Here is an 18,676-nt window from a genome sequence, read left to right as displayed (position 1 = left end):
CGGGAGGGAACCGGGGCCCGTTCGCGCGGTGCGGCGGCTCAGCCCTGCGGCGTCAGCGCCACCGCGAAGTGCTCCAGCTCGGCGGCCAGCTCGGCCGGCACCTTGGCGTGCAGCAGGGTGCCCTCGCCGGTGTGCTCGGCGGAGAGCAGCTCGCCCTCGGCGTGCACCCGGGACACCAGCGCGCCCTGGGTGTACGGCACGAGCGCGTGCACCTCGACGGCCGGGCGCGGCAGCTCGTCGTCGATGAGCTTGAGCAGCTCGTCGATGCCCTCGCCGGTGCGGGCCGACACCACGATGGCGTGCGGCTCGCGGCGCAGCAGGCGCTGCAGGACGTGCGGATCGGCCGCGTCGGCCTTGTTGATCACCACGATCTCCGGCACGTTCTGCGCGTCGACCGAGACGACCACCTCGCGCACGGCGGCCAGCTGCGTCTCCGGCTCGGGGTGCGAGCCGTCCACCACGTGCAGGATGAGATCGGCGTCGCCGACCTCCTCCATGGTGGAGCGGAACGCCTCGACCAGGTGGTGCGGCAGGTGCCGGACGAAGCCGACGGTGTCGGCCAGGGTGTAGACCCGGCCGCTCGGGGTCTGCGCCCGGCGCACGGTCGGGTCGAGGGTGGCGAACAGCGCGTTCTCCACCAGCACGCCCGCGCCGGTGAGCCGGTTGAGCAGGGAGGACTTCCCGGCGTTGGTGTAGCCGGCGATGGCCACCGACGGCACCTGGTGGCGCCGGCGCTCCTGGCGCTTGGTGTCGCGGCCCTTCTTCATGTCGGCGATCTCCTTGCGGAGCTTCGCCATCTTCTCGCGGATCCGGCGCCGGTCGGTCTCGATCTTGGTCTCACCGGGACCGCGGGTCGCCATGCCGCCGCCGGACGAGCCGGAGCCACCGCCACCCATCTGCCGGGAGAGCGACTGGCCCCAGCCGCGCAGGCGCGGCAGCATGTACTGCATCTGCGCGAGCGAGACCTGCGCCTTGCCCTCGCGGGACTTGGCGTGCTGGGCGAAGATGTCCAGGATCAGGGCCGTCCGGTCGACGACCTTGACCTTGACCACGTCCTCCAGGTGGATCAGCTGGCCGGGGGTGAGCTCACCGTCGCAGACCACGGTGTCCGCCCCGGTGGAGGCGACGATGTCGCGCAGCTCCTGCGCCTTGCCGGAGCCGATGTAGGTGGCCGCGTCGGGCTTGTCACGGCGCTGGATGACGCCGTCCAGCACCTCGGAGCCGGCCGTCTCGGCCAGTGCGGCGAGCTCGGCCATCGAGTTCTCCGCCTCCTCCAGCGTGCCGTCGGTCCAGACGCCGACGAGCACCACGCGCTCCAGGCGGAGCTGGCGGTACTCGACCTCGGTGACGTCCTGGAGTTCGGTGGAGAGGCCGGCGACACGACGCAGCGCGGCGCGCTCGCTGCGGTCGTACTGGTCGCCGTCGAAGTGGTGGCCGAGGTCCTCGTCGATGGCCGCGAGGTCCTCGTCCATGAGGGCTTCCGCCCGCAGACCGTCGAGGCGGCGCGGGGCGTCGGCGTGGTCGCGGGTGTCGAACGTGGAGGTCATTCTGTCCTTTGGCTGCTGGGAACGGGTGGCCTGTGCGCGACCGTACGGACGGTCGTGCCCGGAGTCTGCCCAGCTGCCGCCCCGTCTACCACTCGGGCGAGGTGTGAGCTACCCCTCGGGGCCGCGGTCCGGGCTGAGACTCCTCCGCCCGGTCAACGCCGCGGTCCGGCCGTGAATTCCCCATGATGGTCGCACGCCGGGCGGGCGCGGGTCATCCGCATTTCCTCCGGCCGTGCCGGCGCGTCCGCCGGGGCGTGCGGGGCGCGGCCGGGGCCTCCGCCCGCGGGGGCGTGCGGGCGCTCCACGTCGTACACCCCGGAGACCCGCAGCATGGCCCGCAGCACGGCGGCCAGCGCGGCCGGGTCCGGCAGCTCGACGGTGTAGGTGTGCCGCACCCGCAGCTCCTGCGGCGGCTCCACCTCGGCCGCGACGATCCCGACGCCCTCCGCCGAGATGGCGGCCGTGAGGTCGGCCAGCAGCCGGGGCCGGTTCAGCGCCTCGGCCCGCAGGGTGGCCCGGTAGCCGTCCGCCGGGGCGCCGCCGGGACGCCAGCGGACCTCCAGGGCGCCGCGCCCGTCGGCCCGCATCCGCTCCCCCGCCGGACAGCCGGCCCGGTGCACGGCGACCGCGCCGCCGCGGATCGGGTAGCCGTCGATCTCGTCCGGCGGCACCGGGGTGCAGCAGCGGGCCAGCCGGACGGGCGCCCCGGGGCGGCCGGCCACGGTGACCGGGGCGGCGGGCCGGTCCCCGGCGACCGGGCGGCCGGGGGGCGCGGGCTGCCCGGCGGACGGTCCGGTGCGGACCACCGGACGGCGCGGCGGGTGGTCGCCCGGGTGGTCGGCCAGCCAGCGTTCGATGGCGAGCCGGGCGGCCGGGGTGCGGGCGTGCGCCAGCCACTCCGGTGCCGGACCGGCGGTCTCCTCGGTGAGGACGGCCACCCGGTCGCCGTCGTGGAGGACGGTGGAGAGCGCGGCGAGCCGGCCGTTCACCCGGGCCCCGATGCAGCGGTGGCCGGTCTGCTCGCCGAGCAGGTAGGCGGCGTCCACACAGGTGGCGCCGGCCCGGAGCTGAAGCGTTTCGCCGCGTTCGGTGACCACGGTGATCTCGCGGTCCCCGGCCAGATCGGCGGTGAGCGCGGACCAGAAGGCGTCCGGGTCCGGGGTCTCCTGCTGCCACTCCAGCAGGCGGGAGAGCCAGCCGGGCCGGGCCGGGTCGGTGCGGTCCAGCTCGTCGCGGGGCTGGTCGCCGCCGGTCCCGGGCTGCCGGGGGTCACCGAGCGCGACGACCCCGGTCTCGGCGACCTCGTGCATCCGCCGGGTGCGCACCAGCACCTCGACCACCTCGCCGCCGGCCAGCGCCACCGCGGTGTGCAGCGACTGGTAGAGGTTGAACTTCGGCGCGGCCACGAAGTCCTTGAACTCCCCCGGCAGCGGTGTCCAGCAGGTGTGCAGTTCGCCGAGCACCGCGTAGCAGTCGGCGTTCTCCTCCACCACCACCAGCAGCCGCCCGAAGTCGGCCGGCTGCGGCTCCTGCGGCCGGCCGTCCCGCCCGGGGGCGGCGTCCCGCTTGAGCAGCACCCGGTGCAGCGAGACGCAGTGCCGGGGGCGGACGGTGACCTCGGCGGCGATCCCGGCCTCGGCGAGCTGGCGGGCCAGGCTCCGGGCGAACGGCGCCAGCAGGGTGTCCGGGCCGGCCTCGTGCCGCCCGAGCAGGGCGCGGGTGCGGGCGTGCTCCTCGGGGTGCAGGGTGGCGAAGACGATGTCCTCCAGCTCCGCCTTGAGCACCTGGATGCCGAGCCGCTCGGCCAGCGGGATCAGCACGTCCCGGGTGACCTTGGCGATCCGCACCTGGCTGGCCGGCTTCATGTGCCGGATGGTGCGCATGTTGTGCAGCCGGTCGGCGAGCTTGATGACCATCACCCGGACGTCGTCCCCGGTGGCGACCAGCATCTTGCGGAAGGTCTCCGCCTCGGCCGCCGCGCCGAAGTCGACCTTCTCCAGCTTCGTCACCCCGTCGACCAGGTAGGCGACTTCGGGACCGAACTCCTCGGCCACCTGCTCCAGCGTCAATTCGGTGTCCTCGACCGTGTCGTGGAGCAGCGAGGCGACCAATGTGGTCGTCCCGGCGCCGAGTTGGGCCAGGATCACGGTGACGGCCAGCGGATGGGTGATGTACGGCTCGCCGCTCTTGCGCTTCTGGCCGCGGTGGCTCGCCTCGGCCAGCCGGTAGGCGCGGCCGAGCAGGCCGAGATCGGCCTGCGGGTGGTGCCGGCGGTGGGCCTGGACCAGCGGTTCGAGGGCGTCCGGCACCGGCGGGCGGCCGGTGGCCAGCAGCGCGGCCCGCCCGGCGCGGCCGAGCGCGGCCCGGCCGAGCCCGCCGAGCGGGCGCCTGGGCCCGGCTTGCCGTGCGGACGTCGGCTGCCCCGCCAGGGGCTGCCCGGCTTCGATGGTCATCGGCACCTCCGGCAGCAGTACCGGGGGCGTGGGCCGACCCGGTGGTCCATGCTACCGAGCAGAGCACGTTCCGCGAGGCCCCGCTTCCCGTCCGTCAGAGGTCTCACCCGAACGGGGGGATTCGATCCCGGACGAATTGGGCAAACGCGGTCCGGTTGTTGACCCGGCCCGCACGACCGGCCGCCCTCCCCCGGGTGACGGCGGGTCAGCGGGCCGGCCGGCCCCACGGGCCGGACCGGGTCGGGCCCGGAGGGTCAGGCCCTCCGGATCAGCGCCGACCAGGCCGGGTCCAGCTCGCCGCCGGCCACGATGACCGCCGGGCCGGTCTTCTCCACCCGGCCGTCCGGGTACTCGGTGATCGTCAGCCGGCCGCCCAGCACGTCCACCGTGTACGTCACCGCCTCGCCGGTGACCGCCGGGTCCACGCCGTCGCGGCGGGCGGCGGCCACCGCGACGGCGCACGCGCCGGTGCCGCAGGAGCGGGTCTCGCCGGAGCCGCGCTCGTGCACCCGCATCGCGACGTGCCGCGGGCCCCGGTCCACCACGAACTCGACGTTGACGCCCTCCGGGTAGACGCCCCCGGGGCTCACCGGCGGCGCGGTCCGCAGGTCCCCGGCGTGGTCCAGGCTCTCGACGAACGCGACCGCGTGCGGATTGCCCATGTTGACGTTCAGGGCCGGCCAGCTGCGTCCGCCGACCGACACCTCGATCCCGTCCGGACCGGGCAGCAGTGCCCGCCCCATGTCGACGGTGATCTCGCCGGGCGTGCCGTCCTCGGCGGTCTCGGCGACCCGCACGGTGCGCAGCCCGGCCCGGGTGGCCACCGGCAGCTCGCCCGGCTTCGCCAGCCCGGCGTCCACCAGGTAGCGGGCGAAGACCCGGACGCCGTTGCCGCACATCTCGCCGATCGAGCCGTCGGAGTTGCGGTAGTCCATGAACCACTCGGCGCGGTCGGCCTGGTCGGCCGCCACCAGGTCGGCGGCGGAGCGCACCACGCGCAGCAGCCCGTCGCCGCCGATGCCCGCGCGGCGGTCGCACAGCGCGGCCACGGCCTCGGGGCCGATGGCCAGCCGGCCGTCCGGGTCGGGGACGATCACGAAGTCGTTCTGGGTGCCGTGCCCCTTGAGGAAGGGGAGGCCGGCGGGCTGCGCGGAGGATGCGGTCACCCTCCCGATGGTACCGAGGTGCACCGGAGAGGCGCCGTCCGGTTCCGCTCCGCGGACCGGAACCGCCGCGCTCAGCCCCCGGAGAGCCGGACCACCCGGTACAGGGCCAGCGCACAGGCGGCCAGCACGATCAGCGTGTAGATCACGATCGCCTTCCACCCGGCCCGCTCGCCGGTGCCGCGGCGCGGCAGGCCGGGCCACTTGTACCCCGCGTGGCGGGCCGCCATCGCGCCCCAGCCGAGCGAGGCCGCGGTGAGCAGCAGGCCGAGCATCCCGATCATCGCCGACCCGGCCCCGGCCGAACCGAAGGCCAGCGGGAAGGCGAACATCAGCGAGCCGGCGGTGGCCAGCAGGGCGATCGGCAGGGTCTGCCACCAGCGGAGCCGGCGGCGCGGCCGGATCTCCCGCTCGTGCACCGCGCCGGCGGGGGCGCGGGTGTCCAGGGCCGGCAGTGCGACCGCGTAGGAGGTGGGCGCGTCCAGGCCGGGCAGCACCGGCAGGTCGGGCAGCGTCGAGGCGTCGAGGCCGCCGGTTTCGGGGCCGGTACCCGTGGACACGCGGCCTCCCCTGACAGTTCGACACGAGTGCGCGACTCGCGGCCGGACACGGCCGGCCCGCCCGGGCCGACCCTTACTGACATCGATGATGGCATGTCCAGCGTGGCGTTCCGGGCCTGACCGGGGCCGACGGGTGATCCGTGGCCATCACGTGATCCGGCCGTGACCGCCAAGCCGTCCTGCACGCCCGTCTGCGCGCGCAACTGCACCGCCGGATGGCCGGAAAGCGCCTACCGGACGGCGGATTCCTGACGGCCGATCAGCTCCAGCGAGCGGTCCAGCAGCTCCACCGGGTCGGTTCCGGCCGGCCGCGCCAGCCAGTGGATCCGGTCGTCGCGGCGGAACCAGGACTCCTGCCGGCGGGCGAACCGCTTGGTCGCGCGGACCGTCTCGGCGCGAGCCTCGTCCTCCGTGCACCCGCCCGCGAAGTGGTCCAGCACCTGCTGGTAGCCGAGCGCCCGGGAGGCCGTCCGCCCCTCGCGCAGTCCGGCCCCCTCCAGCTCCCGCACCTCCTCCAGCAGCCCGGCCCGCCACATCCGGTCGACCCGCAGGGTGATCCGCTCGTCCAGCTCGGGGCGCGGCACGGCGACGCCGATCTGCACCGCGTCGTACACGGCGGTGTTGCTCGGCAGGTTGGCGGTGAACGGCTGCCCGGTGATCTCGATGACCTCCAGCGCCCGGACGATCCGCCGCCCGTTGCTCGTCAGGATCGCCGCGGCCGCGGCCGGGTCCAGCTCGGCCAGCCGCCGGTGCAGCGCGTACGGGCCGGACTGCTCCAGCTCCGCCTCCAGCCGGGCGCGGACCGCCGGGTCGGTGCCCGGGAACTCCATCTCGTCGATCGCCGCCCGGACGTACAGGCCGGAGCCGCCGACCAGGACGGGGGTGCGGCCGGCCGCGAGCAGCCGGTCCGTCTCGGCCCGGGCCAGCCGCTGGTACTCGGCGACGCTGGCGGCCTCGGTGACGTCCCAGATGTCCAGCAGGTGGTGCGGGACGCCGCCGCGCTCCTCCTCGGTGAGCTTGGCCGTGCCGATGTCCATGCCGCGGTAGAGCTGCATCGAGTCGGTGTTGATCACCTCGCCGCCGAGGGCGCGGGCCAGGGCGACGGCCAGGTCGGACTTCCCGGCGGCGGTCGCGCCGACGACCGAGACGACGCGGGGACGGGCGGACGGGGCGGTGGTGGGGCTGCTCACCGGTCAAGTCTGCCAGGGAACGCCGGCCCGCCGTCGGCCCGGCCGGTTGCACCCGTTTTCGACCGGCCCGTCCCGTTGCGAACGGTTCCGCCCCGGCGGACGTTGTGAGGGGGACAGAGAGGAAGGGTGAGGCGTCATGGGTCTGATGGACAACCTCAAGGGCAAGGCCGAGGAGCTCAAGGACAAGGCCAGCGAGTTCACCGGCAAGCACAGCGAGCAGATCGGGAACGCGGTGGAGAAGGCCGGCGGCGCGATCGACAAGGCCACCAAGGGCAAGTACACCGAGAAGATCGAGCACGGCACCAGCAAGGCCAAGGGCGCCGTGGACGACTTCGCCCACAAGCCCGGCGGTCCCGGCACCCCGGCGGACGGCGCCCCGGGCCCGAGCGCCTGACCCGTTCGGCGGTGCCGCTGGCCGGGCCCCGGGCGACCGGGGTCCGGCGGGCTCAGCCCCAGGAGGCGACCAGGTACCCCACGCCGTACGGCGCGTCCTGGTAGCCCAGCCGCGCGGTGAGGCCGGCGCCCTCGGCGGCGCCGGCCAGCACCTGCCAGGGCGCCCGGCCCTCGGCCTTCAGCTCGGCGGCCAGGCCCGCGTCCAGGGCGGCCAGCGCGGCGGTGTCCGCCGAGCCCAGCGCCCGGGCGATCCCGGCGTCGAAGCCCTCGGCGCGCTCGTCCAGGTAGCCGGGCGCCTTCAGCGAGCGGCAGGCGCTGCCGTCCCCCATCACCAGCAGCCCGACCCGGTCGGCCAGCCCGGCCAGGCCCCGGCCCAGCCCGAGCATCCGGTCGGCGGGCGCGTCGGCGGGCACCGCGCAGGCGTGCGTCGGCAGGGTCACCCCGGCCCGCCCGAGCAGCCAGGCGCCGACGGTCAGCGAGGGCGCCAGCTCCGGCCCCTCGGCCCGGCCGCCCGGCAGCGCGGCCACCAGCGGCACGCCGTACCGGTGGAACGAACCGGCGCCGCCCTCGGTCCACACCTCGGCCCCGGCCCCGGTGCCGACCACCACCAGCAGCTCCGGCGCGGCCGCGAGCACCACCCCGAGCGCCTCGTCGCAGGCCGCGCGCAGCGGCTCCAGCTCGGCCGCCGCCCCGGCGGCGACCTCCGGGACGAGCAGCGGCGGACAGGGGCAGACGGCGGCGGCAACCAGCATGTGGATCACTCTAGCCAAGAACGCCGGACGGCCCGGCAGGACCGGAAGGTCCCGCCGGGCCGCACCCGCACCCGCGCCACGGCGCGGTCGGTCGGTCGGGGTCAGTCCCCGCAGCAGGCGCCGCCGGCCGGAGCGGCGAGCGGGAGGGCCGCCGGGGCGCCGATCGACGGCAGGCCCAGCATCACGCCGGCCGGCTTGGCGGCGGGCACGGCCCGGCGCTTCTCCCAGGCGTCGCCGGCCCGGGTGCGGCGCACCGCGAGCGCCGGGCCCTCGGCCAGCAGGTGGTGCGGGGCGGCGTAGGTGATCTCCACGGTGACCATGTCGCCCGGGCGGACCGGCTCGGCGGGCCGGGTGAAGTGCACCAGCCGGTTGTCGGGGGCGCGCCCGGAGAGCCGGTCGGTCCGGTCGTCCTTCTTGCCCTCGCCCTCGGCGACCAGGATCTCCAGGGTGCGGCCGACCTGCTTCTTGTTCTCCTCCCAGGAGATCTCCTCCTGGAGGGCGATCAGCCGGTCGTAGCGGGCCTGGACGACCGCCTTCGGGACCTGGCCGTCCATCTCGGCGGCCGGGGTGCCCGGGCGCTTGGAGTACTGGAAGGTGAAGGCGTTGGCGAAGCGGGCCTCGCGGACGACCTTCATGGTCTCCTCGAAGTCCTCCTCGGTCTCGCCGGGGAAGCCCACGATGATGTCGGTGGAGATGGCCGCGTCCGGCATCGCCTCGCGCACCTTGCGGATGATGCCGAGGAAACGCTCCTGCCGGTAGGAGCGGCGCATCGCCTTGAGGACGGTGTCGGAGCCGGACTGCAGCGGCATGTGCAGCTGGTGCATCACGTTCGGGGTCTCGGCCATCGCGGCGATCACGTCGTCGGTGAAGTCGCGCGGGTGCGGCGAGGTGAAGCGGATCCGCTCCAGGCCCTCGATCTGCCCGGCGGCGCGCAGCAGCTTGGAGAACGCCTCGCGGTCGCCCAGGTCGGAGCCGTAGGCGTTGACGTTCTGGCCGAGCAGGGTGACCTCGATGACGCCCTCGTCGACCAGCGCCTCGATCTCGGCGAGGACGTCGCCGGGGCGGCGGTCCTCCTCCTTGCCGCGCAGCGCGGGGACGATGCAGAACGTACAGGTGTTGTTGCAGCCGACCGAGATCGCGACCCAGGCGGCGTAGGCGGACTCGCGGCGGGTGGGCAGCGTGGAGGGGAAGGTCTCCAGCGACTCCAGGATCTCGACCTGCGCCTTGCGCTCGACCGCGGCCCGCTCCAGCAGGGCCGGCAGGTGGCCGATGTTGTGGGTGCCGAACACCACGTCGACCCAGGGGGCCTTGCGGACGATGGTGTCGCGGTCCTTCTGCGCCAGGCAGCCGCCGACGGCGATCTGCATGCCCCGGTGCCGGCTCTTGACCGGTGCCAGCTGCCCGAGGTTGCCGTACAGCTTGTTGTCGGCGTTCTCCCGCACCGCGCAGGTGTTGAACACCACCAGGTCGGGGTCGCCGTCCTTCCCCGCCTTGACGTACCCCGCGTCCTCCAGCAGCCCGGAGAGCCGCTCGGAGTCGTGGACGTTCATCTGGCAGCCGTACGTGACGACCTTGTAGCTCTTCGATCCGCTGTCACCGCTCACCCGACCAGGGTACGGGCAGCCGTGGAGCAACTTTCCCCTCCCGTTCTCCCCGGGCGCCTGGCACTATCCCTTCCATGGCCCCCCGTACCCCCTCCCGTCTCCGCGCCGCGGCCCGCCGGCCGCTGTGGCGGATCGTGCTGGCCCTGGTGCTGGTGCTCACAGGGCTCGGCGGCTGGTGGCTGTCGGAGACCGGCTCGACCGGCCACCCGCGCGGCGAGACCAGGCTGGCCACCGGCGTCAAGCAGGGGGTGTACGACCGGTACGGGCAGCTGCTGGACGCCCACCTCGCCCGGGCGATGCCGGGGGTGCGGCTGGAGCTGGACAACTCCGAGGGCTCGATCGACAACCTGGGCCGGGTCACCTCCGGCCGGGACGACTTCGCGATCGCCACCGCCGACTCGGTGGCCCAGTACACCGGCCCCGGCCGGGAGAAGCTGCGGGCCATCGCCCGGCTCTACGACGACTACCTGCAGCTGATCGTGCCGGCCGACTCCCCCGTGCAACGCGCCGCCGACCTCAAGGGCCTGCGGGTCGGCGTCGGCCAGTCGCTCTCCGGCGTGAACCTGGTGACCCGGCGGCTGCTGGCGGCGGCCGAGCTGGACCCGGACCGCGACATCAAGCCGGCCTTCCTGGGCATCGGCGACGCGGCGAACGGGCTGCGGACCGGGCAGCTGGACGCGTTCTTCTGGTCCGGCGGCCTGCCGACCAGCGCGCTCACCGAGCTGTCCGAACACGTCCGGATCCGGATCGTGCCGCTGGGCGACCTCGCCGAGGCGGTCCACCTGGTGGAGGGCGGCGGCACGGACGCCTACCGGGCGGCCACCATGCCGAAGGGCACCTACCCCAACGCCGAGCCCAAGGACGCGGTCGCCACCGTGGCCGTGCCCAATCTGCTGATCACCCGGGCCGACGTGGACGACGACCTGGTCCAGGGCATGACCCGGGCGGTGATCGACAGCCGTGACCAGATCGGCGCCCAGGTGCACGCCGCCCAGCTGGTCGACCTGCGCACCGCTGTCTACACCGACCCGCTGCCGCTCCACGAGGGCGCGGCCCGCTACTACCGCTCGGTGAAGCCCTAGTAGGGCTCGTCTTCAAACCCCTAAGGCCCTCCCGCTCGGCCGCGCCCCGCGCTAGGTGCGGCCGGGCCGGGGCACCGCGAGGGTGACGGCGAGGCCGGAGGGGGTGGCGGTGCCGAAGGTGAGCGAGCCGCCGGCCGCCTGGAGCAGGGTGCGGGCGATCGACAGGCCGAGGCCCGAGCCGTCCACGTTCTGGTGGCGGGCACTGCGCCAGAAGCGGTCGCCGGCCCGGGCCAGCTCCTCCTCGGTGAGGCCGGGCCCCTGGTCGGAGACGGTCACCGCGACCTCCTCGCGCCGCACCGCCACCAGCACCCGCACCCGGCTCCCCGCGGGCCCGAACTTCAGCGCGTTGTCGAGCACCGCGTCCAGCGCGCTGCCGAAGCCGATCGGGTCGGCCAGGCCGAGCGCCAGCACCGGGCCCTCCCGGACCAGCTCGATCCCGCGCTGCCCGGCCAGCGGCCGCCAGGCGTCCACCCGCTCCAGGGTGAGCACGGCCAGGTCGGTGGGCTCGGGTTCGGGCCGGGCGTGCTCGGCGGTGGCCAGCCCGAGCAGGTCGTCCAGCACCCGGGCCAGCCGGACGCCCTCCTCGCGGACCCCGCCGAGCTCCTCCTCGTGCCCCTCCGGCAGCTCCAGGCCCAGCACCTCGACCCGCAGCAGCAGCGCCGCCAGCGGGTTGCGCAGCTGGTGCGAGGCGTCGGCGACGAAGGCCTTCTGCTGGTCCAGGGCGAGCACCACGTGGTCGGCCATCTCGTTGAACGAGCGGGCCAGCCGCTGCAGCTCGGGCGGCCCGCCGCCGGGCGCCACCCGGGCGTTCATCCGGCCGGTGGCGATGTCGTGGGTGGCCCGGTCCAGGGTGCGCACCGGGCGCAGCACCCATTCGGTGAGCCGGGCGGCGAGCAGCACCGCGACGATCATCGCGGCGGCCTCGCCGGCCCCGATCACCAGCCAGCTGCGCACCACCCGGGCGCGCAGCGCGCCGGTCGGGGACTCGCTGAGCACCACGGCGACCACGTCGCCGTCGCGGACCACCGGGGTGGCGACGGTGAGCGTGCGGTCCGGGGTCCACGGCCAGACCTGCGGCGGGTTGTGGCTGCGCCGGCCGTCCAGCGCCTCCTGGAAGGCCTGCTCGCCCCAGCCCTCGGTGGGCACCCGCCAGTCGGCCGGGGCCACCGCGATCGGCATGCCGTCGCGCTGGAAGATGCCGATCCGCACCCCGTAGAGCTCGTGGTAGCGCGCCACCTCGGCGTCCAGCGCGTGCCGGCGGCTGAGGTCGCCCTTGAGCGCCGACTCCAGGCCGGAGAGGCCGGAGGTCGGCAGGTCCTGGGCGAACCGGGCGGCGTCGTCGAGCCGGTCGACGACCACCCGGCTCTGCTCGGCGGCCGCGAACGCCGCCGCGAGCGGCAGTCCGAGCGCGGCGAGCACGCAGAGCATCAGCGCGAGCAGGATGCCGAGCAGGCGGGTGCGCACGTGCGGTCAGCGCTCCGCGCGGGCCGGGGGCGCGGTGTCGGCGGCGGGGGCCGGGCACTCGGGTATCAGCCGGTAGCCGACGCCCCGGACGGCCTCGACCAGGCCGGGCAGGGCGAGCTTGGTGCGCAGCGAGCCGATGTGCACCTCCAGGGTGCGGCCGTTGCCCTCCCAGCCGCTGCGCCAGACCTCGCTGAAGATCTGCTCGCGGCGGTAGACCACGCCGGGGCTCTGGGCGAGCAGCGCCAGCAGGTCGAACTCCTTGCGGGTGAGCGGCACGTCCCGGCCGTCGACGCTGACCCGGCGGCGTTCGCGGTCGATCGTGATGCCGCGCGACTCCAGCGGGCCGCGCTGCTGCGGGACGGCGTCCGGGGCGGGCACGGCGACGGCGGCGGGCGCGGCGCCGCGGCGGGCCACCGCGTGGATCCGGGCGAGCAGTTCGCCCATGTCGTAGGGCTTGGTCACGTAGTCGTCGGCGCCGAGGTTGAGGCCGTGGATCCGGGAGCGTATGTCGGCGCGGGCGGTCACCATGATCACCGGCACGCCGCTGCCGGCCCGGATCCGGCTGCAGACCTCGAAGCCGTCCCGGTCGGGCAGGCCGAGGTCGAGCAGGACCACCCGGTAGGGCTCGTTGCCGTCCGGCACCAGGGCGTCCAGCGCCTCGTGGCCGCTGCGGGCGTGCCGGACCTGGAAACCGTGCCGGCCCAGGACCGCGACCAGCGCGGCGGCCACGCGTTCGTCGTCCTCGACGAGCAGCAGTCGCATGTGTCTCCTCCTCTCCCGGACGGTGCTCCGGGGGTCTCGCCCGCGGCCCCTGCCGCGGCCGTCGTGCGATCGTGACGGCTCCCCCTGCCGGGCAGGTCCCGGTTCTGCGCAGTATGGGCCAGGGACGGCCCGGACGCCAGGCTCGGCCGGCGGCGGCGGTGGGGCCGGCGGGCCCCGCCGGGGCTCCGCGATCACGCCCGCCGCGGCGCCGGACGCTGCCACTGTGCCCGGATCGGGGCCCGGTGAACAGCGGCCGCCGACCGTGTGACGGGATCGTGATCCTCAAGTTCCGCTCAGATCGGCTGACGTGGCACCGTCAGGCCTCCTATGGTCACCCCACCGAGGGCCGTGACTCCGCCGGTTGCGGCCCTCGGATTTCTACCACCATTGCCGCCCAAGGGAGTTCATCCCCTGCGGGCCGACCCGAGGGAGCCGGCGCGATGACCACGAGCCTCGACAAGGACTCCCCTGCCGGCGCCGCCCCGCTGGTGGTCCTGAGCAACGTGAACAAGCACTTCGGCGCGCTGCACGTGCTCCAGGACATCGACCTGGAGATCCGGCAGGGCGAGGTGGTCGTGCTGATCGGCCCGTCCGGCTCCGGCAAGTCCACACTGTGCCGCACGATCAACCGGCTGGAGACCGTCGACTCCGGAACGATCACCATCGACGGCCGCCCGCTGCCCGCCGAGGGCCGCGAGCTGGCCCGGCTGCGGGCCGAGGTCGGCATGGTCTTCCAGAGCTTCAACCTGTTCGCCCACAAGACCGTGCTGGAGAACGTGGTCCTCGGCCAGGTCAAGGTCCGCGGGATCGCCCGGGACAAGGCCGCGGCGACCGCCCGGCAGCTGCTGGAGCGGGTCGGCGTCGGCGCCCAGGCCGACAAGTACCCCGCCCAGCTGTCCGGCGGCCAGCAGCAGCGCGTCGCGATCGCCCGGGCGCTGGCGATGAACCCGAAGGTGATGCTCTTCGACGAGCCCACCTCGGCGCTCGACCCCGAGATGATCAACGAGGTGCTGGAGGTCATGCGCCAGCTGGCCGCCGACGGCATGACGATGGTCGTCGTCACCCACGAGATGGGCTTCGCCCGCTCCGCCGCCAACCGGGTGCTGTTCATGGCCGACGGCCGGATCGTCGAGCAGAACACCCCCGAGGCCTTCTTCACCGCGCCGCGCTCCGAGCGCGCCAAGGACTTCCTCTCCAAGATCCTGCACCACTGATCCCCCCGGGGCCGGATCCCGGCCGACGGCGGCAAGGGCGCCGCCGCGCGCCCGCCCGCCCGCTCGTCCGCCAGAACTTCCCTTCGCCAGAGCCCGGTTGACCCGTGGCCCAGCCCGAGGAGACCCTCATGAGGACCCGTCGCACCCTTGCCGTCGCGCTCTGTGCCGTCGCGCTCACCGCCACCGCCGCCTGCGGCAAGGACGGCACCCCCGGAGCCGCCTCCGGCACCGGCACCGGCGGCAGCGCCGCCCCGGCCCTGCCCACCTACACCGTGAAGACCGACGTCAAGGTGGACTCGGCGGTGCTGGCCGCCGCCAAGCAGCGCGGCCAGCTGATCATCGGCGCCAAGGCCGACCAGCCCTTCCTCGGCTTCGAGGACCTCGCCAGCGGCGACCGCAGCGGCTTCGACATCGAGATCGCCAAGATGGTCGCCGCCGACCTCGGCTTCACCCCGCAGCAGATCAAGTGGCAGACGCTGGTCTCCTCGCAGCGCGAGCCGGCCATCTCCAAGGGCCAGATCGACTTCTACGTCGGCACCTACAGCATCAACGACGAGCGCAAGAAGACCGTCTCCTTCGCCGGCCCGTACTACATCGCCGGCCAGGACCTGCTGGTCAAGGCCGACAACACCACGATCACCGGCCCGGACTCCCTCAACGGCAAGAACGTCTGCACCGCCACCGGCTCGACCTCGATCAAGAACATCGAGAAGTACTCGCCGAAGATCACCCAGTTCGACACCTACTCGGCCTGCGTCGAGAAGCTGATGTCGGGCGAGGTCGACGCGGTCACCACCGACGACGCCATCCTCAAGGGCTACGCCTCCAAGTACGCGCCCAAGCTCAAGGTGATCGGCCAGCCCTTCACCAAGGAGAACTACGGCGTCGGCCTGAACAAGGACGACAAGGCGCTGCGCGACGCGATCAACGACGCGATCAAGGCCCACCAGGACAACGGCGACTGGAAGAAGGCCTACGACGCCACCCTCGGCCTCTCCGGCTCCACCGCGCCGCAGCCGCCGGCCCTCGACCGCTACTGATCCGCCCGCTCCCGGGTCGACGGACCCCTGGGACCAACCCCTGAGAGGAGGGCCGCCGGATGGGCTTCCTGTTCGAGGACGGCAACTTCGCGCTGTTCCGCGACGGCTTCCTGCAGACGATCGAGCTGAGCGCGCTCAGCGCGCTGCTCGCCCTGCTGCTGGGCACCCTGCTGGCGGCCTTCCGGGTCTCCCCGATCCCGGTCCTGCGGGCCTTCGGCACCGGCTGGGTCACGCTCTTCCGCAACACCCCGCTGACCCTGCTGTTCTTCGCCGTGACCTTCGGCCTCCCGCCGCTCGGCGTGCACTTCGGCCACCTCACCTTCGCGGTGCTGGCGCTCGGCGGCTACACGGCGTCGTTCGTCTGCGAGGTGCTGCGCTCCGGCATCAACACGGTGCCGCTCGGCCAGGCCGAGGCCGCCCGCAGCCTGGGCATGACCTTCGGCCAGACGCTCACCCTGGTCGTCCTGCCGCAGGCCGCCCGCACCGTGCTGGCGCCGATGAGCAGCGTCTTCATCGCCCTGCCCAGGAACTCCGCGATCGCCGGCGCGTTCAGCGTCAGCGAGCTGTACAGCACCCAGCAGACCTTCTCGGAGCGCGGCTACTCGATCTTCGCGATCTTCTTCTGGGTGGCCTGCGCCTATCTGCTGATCAGCGCCGCCGTCTCCCTGCTGTTCCGCTTCCTCGAAGACCGACTGGCGGTGGCCCGATGAGCTCGCTGTTCAACCGCTCCGCCGCACCGGGCGTCCTCTACGACGCCCCCGGCCCGCGGGCCCGCGCCCGCTACCGGGTCTTCGGGGTGCTGTCGCTGATCGGCATCGCCGGGCTGCTCTGGTACGCGTACAGCGCGCTGAACGACAACGGCCAGTTCGACCCCGGGCTGTGGGACGCGTTCCAGTACACGACCATCCAGCAGCGGATCGTCGACGGCCTGCTCTCCACCCTGGAGGCCTTCGGGCTGGCCGCGGTGTTCTCGCTCGCGCTGGGCGCGCTACTCGCCGCCGGACGGCTCTCCGACCACCGGCCCGTCCGCTGGGCGGCCACCGCCTTCGTCCAGTTCTTCCGGGCGATGCCGCTGCTGATCCTGATCGTCGCCCTCTACTACGCGTTCTTCGCCAAGCAGCCGATGTGGGCGCTGGTGCTCGGCCTCACCCTCTACAACGGCTCGGTGCAGGCGGAGATCATCCGCACCGGTGTGAACGCGGTGCCGCGCGGCCAGGGCGAGGCGGCGTACGCGCTCGGCATGCGCAAGACCCAGGTGATGACGACCATCCTGGTCCCGCAGGCGGTCCGCTCGATGCTGCCCTCGATGATCGGCCAGCTGGTCGTCACGCTCAAGGACACCTCGCTCGGCTTCGTCATCACCTACCACGAGCTGCTCTTCGTCGGTAAGGCCATCGCCAGCCAGCCGATCAACGCCGCGGGCTTCCCCTACATCCCCGTCGTCCTGGTGATCGGGCCGATCTACATCGCGATGTGCCTGCTGCTCACCGCGCTCGCCCGGTGGATCGAGGCACGCGGCCGGGGCGGCGCGAACCGGCGCACTTCATCTGCTGCTTGACGGACACGCAGGCGAACTGTTGCATTGCTGTTCGTGACACCATCCGGGAGCATCCACGCGGCATATGACGGCAGCCCGACGGCCGACCCGTGCTCCGGCCTCCGCGGCACCCGCCCGGGCCCGGAGGGTGCGTCATGGACCCGGTGATCGTGGTCGGGGCCGGGCCGGTCGGCCTGGCCCTGGCGCTCGCGCTCGCCCGGCAGGAAGTGCCGACCGTCGTCCTCGACGAGGGCTCCGGGCTCTGCCCCGAGAGCCCGCGCAGCGTCGTCCTCGGCACCGACACCGCCGCCTTCCTCACCAGGATCGGCTACCCCCGGGCGGTCGCCGACGCCGCCCGCTGGGACGCCTTCACCGTCTGGCGCCGCCGCCAGGAGGTGCTCCGGATCGACCTCGCCGACACCCCCGTGCTGCACCTGCCCCAGCACCGCCTGCAGCGCGGGCTGCAGGACGCCCTCACCGGCACCCCGCTGGTCAGGCTGGTCCCGCTCAGCCGGGTCACCCGGCTCGAACAGGACCGCGACGGCGTCAGCGTGCTCACCCGCAGCCCCAAGGACGGCACCGAGACCTGGTGGCGCGGCAGCCACCTGGTCGGCTGCGACGGCGCCCGCTCGGCCGTCCGCAAACTGCTGAAGATCCGCTTCCCCGGCCGGCCCGCCGTCGACCGCAGCGCCGTCGCGACCGTCCGGGTCGACCTGCCGTTCACCGAGCCCCGGCTGCACCGCGAGCCGCCGTGGCGCGGCGACCGCGAGGCCACCGCCCGCCCGCTGCCGCACGGCGTCTGGCGGCTCGACTGGCGGCTGCCCCCGGGCCGGCCCGCGGTCACCGAACCGGTCGACCCGCACGCCACCTGGCCCGGCATCGTCACCGGCGACACCCTGCTCACCCGGGTCACCGCCACCCTCACCGGCTGGTGCGGCGAACTCCCGACGTTCGACCTGCTCGCCGCCGCCGACCACACCGCCCAGCAGCGGCTGGCCGCCCGGTTCCGGGTCGGCCGCTGCTTCCTGGCCGGCGACGCCGCCCACCTGCACGGCGCGCTCGGCATGCAGAACCTCGCCGACGGCCTGCGCGACGCCGACAACCTGGCCTGGCGGCTCGCCCTCGCCTGGCACCTCCACTCCGGCGGCCCGCAGCCCGGCGGCTCCCTGCTCGACGGCTACGAGGCCGAGCGGCGCGGCGCGGTCGGCGCCCGGCTGCGCGCCGTCGACCAGTCCATGCCGCTGCTGCGCCCGCTGCGCGGCTGGGCGCAGACCCGGCGCTCGCTGTTCACCGGCTCGTTCCGCAAGCACGCGCCGCTGCTCGCCGACGGCCACCTCGGCACCGGACGCTTCGGCGGCGCCCCCGCCTACCCGGCCGCCCCCTCCGGCGTGCCCGGGCGGGTCCCGGTCCAGCGCGGCACCCGCAGCGCCACCTCGCTCAGCGAACTGCTGCCCGCCACCGCGCCCGGCGTGCTCGTCCCGGACCTGCCGGTGCTGGCCACCGACGGCACCCCGGACCAGCTGCACGCCCGGCTCGGCTCCGGCTTCCTGCTGCTGCTGGTCGCCCCCGGCACCGCCGTGTGGTCCGCGGAACACTGGCTGGGCGCCGGGCTGATGCCCCGGCTGGCCGAGGTCGCCGCCGCGCTGCCGGTGCCGGCCGAGGTCCTGGTCACCGAGGCCTACCCGGGCGCCGGCCCGCACACCGTGCTGCTGATCCGGCCCGACGGCCACCTGGTCGGGGTCACCCAGGGCGTGGACGGCGAGGACCTCCAGGAACTGGCCGACCGGGCCCGCGGCGGCCCGGCCTCGCTGACCGGCGGACCCGAGCCGGAGCCGCCGGCCGCCCAGCCGGCCGGGGCCCAGGGCGCCGAAGCGCCGTAGCGCGGCCCCGTCCTGCGTCCGACGCCCCCGTCGGG

At 74.4% G+C, this 18,676-nt stretch carries 16 protein-coding genes; 7 read left to right on the top strand and 9 right to left on the bottom strand.

All coding sequences use genetic code 11. From position 1 onward, the window contains the following. Positions 1 to 38 precede the first annotated feature (38 nt). The 5 genes from hflX to miaA form a co-directional block, all read right to left on the bottom strand. A complete protein-coding gene (gene hflX / locus ACFVVL_RS31285; protein ID WP_380288420.1) occupies positions 39 to 1,547 on the bottom strand; it encodes a GTPase HflX in 1,509 nt (502 codons plus the stop codon). A gap of 152 nt (positions 1,548 to 1,699) precedes the next feature. Next, positions 1,700 to 4,000: a RelA/SpoT family protein gene (locus ACFVVL_RS31280; RefSeq protein WP_380288418.1), complete on the bottom strand. Its 2,301-nt coding sequence runs from the start codon at positions 3,998 to 4,000 to the stop codon at positions 1,700 to 1,702. A 254-nt stretch (positions 4,001 to 4,254) separates the two neighbouring features. Further along, positions 4,255 to 5,166: a diaminopimelate epimerase gene (gene dapF, locus ACFVVL_RS31275; RefSeq protein ID WP_387681151.1), complete on the bottom strand. Its 912-nt coding sequence runs from the start codon at positions 5,164 to 5,166 to the stop codon at positions 4,255 to 4,257. 71 nt (positions 5,167 to 5,237) lie between these two features. After that, entirely contained in the window at positions 5,238 to 5,723 is a 486-nt protein-coding gene (locus tag ACFVVL_RS31270; protein WP_380288414.1) for a hypothetical protein, read from the bottom strand. Between the two features lie 230 nt (positions 5,724 to 5,953). Continuing rightward, positions 5,954 to 6,913 (bottom strand): tRNA (adenosine(37)-N6)-dimethylallyltransferase MiaA, encoded by a 960-nt coding sequence (miaA, locus tag ACFVVL_RS31265; protein WP_387681147.1) that lies wholly within the window; start codon positions 6,911 to 6,913, stop codon positions 5,954 to 5,956. A gap of 136 nt (positions 6,914 to 7,049) precedes the next feature. Between miaA and ACFVVL_RS31260 the strand changes: the two genes are divergently transcribed. Continuing rightward, positions 7,050 to 7,307, top strand: coding sequence for an antitoxin (locus ACFVVL_RS31260; RefSeq protein WP_380288410.1), 258 nt, complete (start codon positions 7,050 to 7,052; stop codon positions 7,305 to 7,307). Positions 7,308 to 7,359: 52 nt separating this feature from the next. Here the strand turns inward: ACFVVL_RS31260 and ACFVVL_RS31255 are convergent, their stop codons facing one another. Together ACFVVL_RS31255 and miaB are read right to left on the bottom strand one after the other, a co-directional pair. Then, a complete protein-coding gene (locus tag ACFVVL_RS31255) occupies positions 7,360 to 8,058 on the bottom strand; it encodes a class III extradiol dioxygenase subunit B-like domain-containing protein (protein WP_380288408.1) in 699 nt (232 codons plus the stop codon). Between the two features lie 101 nt (positions 8,059 to 8,159). After that, positions 8,160 to 9,662, bottom strand: a complete 1,503-nt coding sequence (gene miaB, locus ACFVVL_RS31250) for a tRNA (N6-isopentenyl adenosine(37)-C2)-methylthiotransferase MiaB (RefSeq protein WP_387681142.1) — start codon at positions 9,660 to 9,662, stop codon at positions 8,160 to 8,162. 74 nt (positions 9,663 to 9,736) lie between these two features. Here miaB and ACFVVL_RS31245 point away from each other — a divergent pair, with 74 nt between their 5' ends. Beyond that, on the top strand, positions 9,737 to 10,744 hold the full coding sequence (locus ACFVVL_RS31245; RefSeq protein ID WP_380288404.1) for a TAXI family TRAP transporter solute-binding subunit: 1,008 nt from the start codon (positions 9,737 to 9,739) through the stop codon (positions 10,742 to 10,744). Positions 10,745 to 10,795: 51 nt separating this feature from the next. On the opposite strand, the gene ACFVVL_RS31240 is transcribed toward ACFVVL_RS31245, so the two are convergent. Further along, the gene (locus ACFVVL_RS31240) at positions 10,796 to 12,208 is read right to left on the bottom strand and encodes a sensor histidine kinase (RefSeq protein WP_380288402.1); all 1,413 of its coding nucleotides are present in this window, start codon (positions 12,206 to 12,208) and stop codon (positions 10,796 to 10,798) included. Positions 12,209 to 12,214: 6 nt separating this feature from the next. Next, a complete protein-coding gene (locus tag ACFVVL_RS31235; RefSeq protein WP_380288400.1) occupies positions 12,215 to 12,970 on the bottom strand; it encodes a response regulator transcription factor in 756 nt (251 codons plus the stop codon). A gap of 440 nt (positions 12,971 to 13,410) precedes the next feature. Here ACFVVL_RS31235 and ACFVVL_RS31230 point away from each other — a divergent pair, with 440 nt between their 5' ends. The 5 genes from ACFVVL_RS31230 (at position 13,411) to ACFVVL_RS31210 (ending at position 18,641) form a co-directional block, all read left to right on the top strand. Continuing rightward, positions 13,411 to 14,184, top strand: a complete 774-nt coding sequence (locus tag ACFVVL_RS31230) for an amino acid ABC transporter ATP-binding protein (RefSeq protein ID WP_387681137.1) — start codon at positions 13,411 to 13,413, stop codon at positions 14,182 to 14,184. A 128-nt stretch (positions 14,185 to 14,312) separates the two neighbouring features. After that, on the top strand, positions 14,313 to 15,224 hold the full coding sequence (locus ACFVVL_RS31225; protein ID WP_380288396.1) for a glutamate ABC transporter substrate-binding protein: 912 nt from the start codon (positions 14,313 to 14,315) through the stop codon (positions 15,222 to 15,224). Positions 15,225 to 15,283: 59 nt separating this feature from the next. After that, positions 15,284 to 15,934, top strand: a complete 651-nt coding sequence (locus tag ACFVVL_RS31220) for an amino acid ABC transporter permease (RefSeq protein ID WP_387681133.1) — start codon at positions 15,284 to 15,286, stop codon at positions 15,932 to 15,934. After that, a complete protein-coding gene (locus tag ACFVVL_RS31215) occupies positions 15,931 to 16,782 on the top strand; it encodes an amino acid ABC transporter permease (protein ID WP_380288392.1) in 852 nt (283 codons plus the stop codon). Before ACFVVL_RS31220 ends, ACFVVL_RS31215 begins: the two co-directional genes overlap by 4 nt. A gap of 134 nt (positions 16,783 to 16,916) precedes the next feature. Next, the gene (locus ACFVVL_RS31210; protein ID WP_387681129.1) at positions 16,917 to 18,641 is read left to right on the top strand and encodes an FAD-dependent monooxygenase; all 1,725 of its coding nucleotides are present in this window, start codon (positions 16,917 to 16,919) and stop codon (positions 18,639 to 18,641) included. Positions 18,642 to 18,676 lie beyond the last annotated feature (35 nt).

Source organism: Kitasatospora sp. NPDC058115 (genome assembly GCF_042884635.1).
Lineage (GTDB): Bacteria > Actinomycetota > Actinomycetes > Streptomycetales > Streptomycetaceae > Kitasatospora.
This window is presented reverse-complemented; position numbering and strand designations above follow the sequence as displayed.

Coding starts and splice junctions, on each gene's coding strand:
- ACFVVL_RS31220 (WP_387681133.1), top strand. CDS start 15,284: ATGGGCTTCCTGTTCGAGGACGGCAACTTCGCGCTGTTCCGCGACGGC.
- hflX (WP_380288420.1), bottom strand. CDS start 1,547: ATGACCTCCACGTTCGACACCCGCGACCACGCCGACGCCCCGCGCCGC.
- ACFVVL_RS31225 (WP_380288396.1), top strand. CDS start 14,313: ATGAGGACCCGTCGCACCCTTGCCGTCGCGCTCTGTGCCGTCGCGCTC.
- ACFVVL_RS31245 (WP_380288404.1), top strand. CDS start 9,737: ATGGCCCCCCGTACCCCCTCCCGTCTCCGCGCCGCGGCCCGCCGGCCG.
- ACFVVL_RS31255 (WP_380288408.1), bottom strand. CDS start 8,058: ATGCTGGTTGCCGCCGCCGTCTGCCCCTGTCCGCCGCTGCTCGTCCCG.
- ACFVVL_RS31235 (WP_380288400.1), bottom strand. CDS start 12,970: ATGCGACTGCTGCTCGTCGAGGACGACGAACGCGTGGCCGCCGCGCTG.
- ACFVVL_RS31215 (WP_380288392.1), top strand. CDS start 15,931: ATGAGCTCGCTGTTCAACCGCTCCGCCGCACCGGGCGTCCTCTACGAC.
- ACFVVL_RS31210 (WP_387681129.1), top strand. CDS start 16,917: ATGGACCCGGTGATCGTGGTCGGGGCCGGGCCGGTCGGCCTGGCCCTG.
- ACFVVL_RS31280 (WP_380288418.1), bottom strand. CDS start 4,000: ATGACCATCGAAGCCGGGCAGCCCCTGGCGGGGCAGCCGACGTCCGCA.
- ACFVVL_RS31230 (WP_387681137.1), top strand. CDS start 13,411: ATGACCACGAGCCTCGACAAGGACTCCCCTGCCGGCGCCGCCCCGCTG.
- ACFVVL_RS31260 (WP_380288410.1), top strand. CDS start 7,050: ATGGGTCTGATGGACAACCTCAAGGGCAAGGCCGAGGAGCTCAAGGAC.